Below are 4,059 nucleotides of genomic sequence, written 5' to 3'. Positions count from 1 at the left end.
TCCGACAGAAGGCCGTCCACACCCTCCCGGTCGGTGGTGTGGTCGTCCGCGAACCGACGGTCACCCGTCGCGTCCGGCACGTACTTCACACAGACAACGATCCTCAAGCTCACGGCCTGTCTCCTGTACTGGTCTCGTCCGGCGGCTGCGGCTGTGCAAGCGGGGCGCGAACACGGTGCGCACCCGCTCCGGGCAGCGAGTTCCCGTGCCGGTCCGGAACTTCCTGGCAGCATACTCGGCAGTAGTCCAGTGGTCACTACTGGCCAGTAGCTTAGGCCGGGCGGCTGCACTTCCGTCTGCGCCCATCCTGCCCCAGGGCAACCCCGACACCACCTGATCGGACTACATATCCGCCACAGGACCGCCGGGGCCCCGGCTCACACCGTCTCGCCGAGCGCCGCGATCACGTCCACCTTGCGCGGCAGTCCGGCCGCCCTACGCACCACCCGGCCACCCCCGTCCAGCACCAGGACGGTCGGCGTGCGCAGGATCTCCAGCCGGCGGACCAGCTCCAGCCGCTCCTCGGCGTCCACTTCTACGTGCGCCACCCCGTCGACCATGCCGGCCACCTCCGCGAGCACCCGGCGGGTGGCCCGGCACGGCTGACAGAACGCCGTCGAGAACTGAACCAGCGTCGCCCGCTCGCCGAGCGCCCCGCCCAGCTCCGCCTCCGACAGCCGTACCGCCCCGCCGTTGGTGCGCACCCTCAGCCTCCCGTCGCGCCGTACCCGTAGCAGCCAGGAGGCGGTCGCCGGCGCCGGCACGACGACGCACACCACCAACCCGGCCATCCCCCAGTCTGCGGCAGCGGCCCCGGGCCCCGAAAGGGAGGTCGACCACCGGGCCGGGCCCGCGTACGATCGCCGGGTGGAATCCGACCGCACCGCACCGCCGTTGCTGACCTCCCGCCGCGTCGTCGACCTGGGCCGGGCCACCACCACCCGCTGTCGCTGACGCGCCCCGCCGCCGCCCGTCGCGACCCTCCCGGAGCCCTCGTGCAGATCGACCCTCGCGGTCCCCGCTTCGCCGCCGCGCTCACCTCGGTCGTCCTGGCCGCCGCCCTCATCACCGGCAGCGACGTGCTGCTGGCCGTCCAGGCCCTCGTCTTCGCACTCGGAGCGTTCGGCGGCCTGCGGCTCTCCCCCTACGGCTGGCTCTACCAGGCCCTCCTCCTCCCCCGGCTGACCCCGCCCTCCGAGACCGAGGACGAGCGGCCGCCCCGCTTCGCGCAGGGAGTCGGCCTGGTGTTCGCCGCCGTCGGCGCCCTCGGCTTCCTCACCGGGGTGGCCTGGCTCGGCCTACTCGCCACGGCCGTCGCCCTGGCCGCGGCCTTCCTCAACGCCGCGTTCGGCTACTGCCTCGGCCGCGAGATCTACCCCCTCGTCCGGCGCGCCCAGGGGCGCCTCGGCGCCGGAGCCTGACCGCAACCCTGGGCCCCCTGGGCCTTCGGGACGGACCGGGCCTCCAGGTCGCCGGGGAGGGAAAAGTTCCCACCCGAACTCATCACGGAGATCACACCGCGAATATCCGCTTGACCGCACGGCTCAGGTGACAGCAGGCACTCATTCGGGGGATCATCTCCGTGAATCACCCGTGACCGCCGCGGCGTGCCGCGCTCCGGTCGGCCCCCACTCAGCGACGCGGGTACCCGCCGTACCGGGCTCCGGCCCGTGGAAGTCAGGACTGACCGTGGCAGAGTTCGTGTACCCGCCGGTGATCGGCGCCGCACTCACCGCCTTCCGTGCGCTCGACGTGCGGATCAAGATCGTAGGCGCCGAGAACATCCCCGCCAGGGGCGGAGCCGTACTGGTCAGCAATCACATCAGCTACCTGGACTTCCTCTTCGCCGGCCTCGGCGCCTACCGCGGCGGCAAGCGCAAGACCCGCTTCATGGCCAAGGACGACGTCTTCAAGCACCGGGTCTCCGGCCCGCTGATGCGCGGCATGAAGCACATCCCGGTCGACCGCACCGACGGGCAGCCCGCGTACGAGGCCGCCGTGCGCGCCCTCAAGGCCGGCGAGGTCGTCGGGGTGTTCCCCGAGGCGACCATCAGCCGCTCGTTCATGCTGAAGAAGTTCAAGACCGGCGCCGCCCGGATGGCCGCCGACTCCGGCACCCCGCTGCTGCCCGTCATCCTCTGGGGCACCCAGCAGCTCTGGACCAAGGGCCGCCCGAAGACCCTGACCAAGCGCCACGTCCCCGTCACCATCATGATCGGCGAACCGATTCACCTCGGCCCGGACGACAAGCCCGTCATGGTCACCAGACGGCTGCGCGCGGCCATGAGCGAGATGCTCGACCAGGCCCAGCGCGAGTATCCCGGCAATCCCTCCGGCCCGGACGACACCTGGTGGCTGCCCACCCACCTCGACGGCACCGCGCCCACCCTGGAGGTCGCCGAGGCCGAGGACGAGGCGGAGGCCCTCGCCAAGGCCGAGCGCCGCGCCGCCCGGGGCTGACCGGCCCTGCCCGGGTTCCACCTCGCCCCTGTTCCACCCCGCACCGGCGCTCCACTTCGCCACTCCGCGAGACCTTCTACTCCGTGTGACCGACCGAACGCCAGGCGTCGCGTGTCGCCCGGTCGCCGACGCTCCCCGTCTGACACAGTGACAGCCCCTTTGAGGGTCCTTCGTCCAGCATCGGAGACGGAGCGAACGCCGGAGAGGTCGGAAAGGTCGGAGCGGATATGACACGGATGACCCGCACAGGGCAGTCCCCCAGGTCCACACCCGAGGCCCGCACCCGCGCCAGCGCCGGTGCGGGCCTTCTGCTGCTGAGCGCCCTGCTCACCGGGTGCGGCGCCGAACCCGGTGAGATCCCCCTGTCCGAGATCCAGGCGGACGCCCCCTCCACCGCACCCGAGTCGCCGACCGCCGCCGCGAGCCCCGGCGTGGTCGGCGCCGCCGCCGGAACGCCTGCGGCCCCCGCGCACAACGGCCTGATCGTCGGCGGGGAATTCCTCGACGCCGCCCGCACCACCAGCGCCATCGTGACCCTCGCACCCGACGGCACCAACTGGCGCCAGGTCACCCAGCCGCCCGACCGCACCCGCGACGACCGCCCCGACTGGTCCCCGGACGGCAGCACGATCGCCTTCGACCGGACCGACCCACGGAGCGGCGCCGCCCGCCTCTGGACGGTCGCCACCACCGGCGACGGAGCCCAGCAGATCGGCCAGCTCTGCGAGACCGGCACCGCCGACTGCGCCAACGAGGACGAACGCGCCCCCGCCTACTCGCCCGACGGCAAGCAACTCGCCTTCAGCCGCTCCTGGGGCGCCCTCGACCCGGCCGACAAATACCAGGTCCAGTACTCGGACCTCTACCTGATGAGCCCCGACGGCACCGACGTCCAGCGGCTCACCTTCCTCACCAACGACAAGCCGTACTCCGGGCAGGTCAGCAACCCCAGTTGGTCCCCCGACGGCAAGCAACTCACCTTCGAGTACCGCACCAACGCCACCGGTCAGCCCGCCAACAGCCGCGCCATCTACGTCGTCGCCGCGGACGGCACCGGGCTCCGGCAACTCACCCCCTGGGAACTGCGCGCCGGAGACCGCGCCAACTGGTCCCCCGACGGCACCCAGATCCTCTTCACCACCTACCCGGCCGGCCGCGCCGACGCCCCCGGCGGCGGCATCTACACCGTCCACCCCGACGGCACCGCCATCGGCGCGCTGACCCCCGCCCCGTCCGACGTCTTCTACGGCACCGCCGCCTACGCGCCCGACGGCAAGTCCATCGTCTTCGCCCAGGACCCCGCCGGCTCCGGGGCCGACCTCTACACCATGCGGCCGGACGGGACGGGCATCGCCCGGCTCACCCACGACAGGGACGCCTGGCTGACCCGACCGGCGTGGGGAACGGCGGCGGTACCGCCTCAACCCGATGGCCGGGCGTCGGCCGAGGCACAATCACGGCGGTGGGAAGAGGACGAAGAACTCCAGGACGAGTGAATCACAACGCAAAGAACCCCCATCCGGTTTCCCGGATGGGGGTTCTCTGTGAATGATTGTTCGGCGGCGTCCTACTCTCCCACAGGGTCCCCCCTGCAGTACC

5 protein-coding genes and 1 pseudogene are annotated in these 4,059 nt (G+C 72.1%); 4 read left to right on the top strand and 2 right to left on the bottom strand.

The features are described 5' to 3' along the window. Both ACFWPT_RS40680 and ACFWPT_RS40675 read right to left on the bottom strand, forming a co-directional pair. Positions 1-113: pseudogene (locus ACFWPT_RS40680) on the bottom strand (electron transfer flavoprotein subunit beta); the annotation flags it as partial. Between the two features lie 264 nt (positions 114-377). Continuing rightward, positions 378-791 carry a thioredoxin family protein gene (locus tag ACFWPT_RS40675; protein WP_063351571.1) on the bottom strand — a complete coding sequence of 138 codons (414 nt, stop codon included), beginning with the start codon at positions 789-791 and terminating at the stop codon, positions 378-380. Here ACFWPT_RS40675 and ACFWPT_RS40670 point away from each other — a divergent pair. The 4 genes from ACFWPT_RS40670 to ACFWPT_RS40655 all read left to right on the top strand — a co-directional run bounded on the left by ACFWPT_RS40670 (position 697) and on the right by ACFWPT_RS40655 (position 3,956). Further along, positions 697-954: a hypothetical protein gene (locus ACFWPT_RS40670; protein ID WP_167745840.1), complete on the top strand. Its 258-nt coding sequence runs from the start codon at positions 697-699 to the stop codon at positions 952-954. The two genes, ACFWPT_RS40675 and ACFWPT_RS40670, sit on opposite strands and share 95 nt — an antisense overlap. A 41-nt stretch (positions 955-995) precedes the next feature. After that, a complete protein-coding gene (locus ACFWPT_RS40665) occupies positions 996-1,421 on the top strand; it encodes a DUF4395 domain-containing protein (protein ID WP_380488079.1) in 426 nt (141 codons plus the stop codon). A gap of 268 nt (positions 1,422-1,689) precedes the next feature. Beyond that, positions 1,690-2,460 (top strand): lysophospholipid acyltransferase family protein, encoded by a 771-nt coding sequence (locus tag ACFWPT_RS40660; RefSeq protein ID WP_380488077.1) that lies wholly within the window; start codon positions 1,690-1,692, stop codon positions 2,458-2,460. Between the two features lie 236 nt (positions 2,461-2,696). Then, positions 2,697-3,956, top strand: coding sequence for a TolB family protein (locus tag ACFWPT_RS40655; protein ID WP_380488075.1), 1,260 nt, complete (start codon positions 2,697-2,699; stop codon positions 3,954-3,956). The last annotated feature ends 103 nt before the right edge of the window (positions 3,957-4,059 follow it).

Source organism: Kitasatospora sp. NPDC058478 (assembly GCF_042720345.1).
Lineage (GTDB): Bacteria > Actinomycetota > Actinomycetes > Streptomycetales > Streptomycetaceae > Kitasatospora.
Note: the sequence above shows the minus strand (reverse complement) of the source record. Positions and strands in the feature narration are given on the sequence as shown.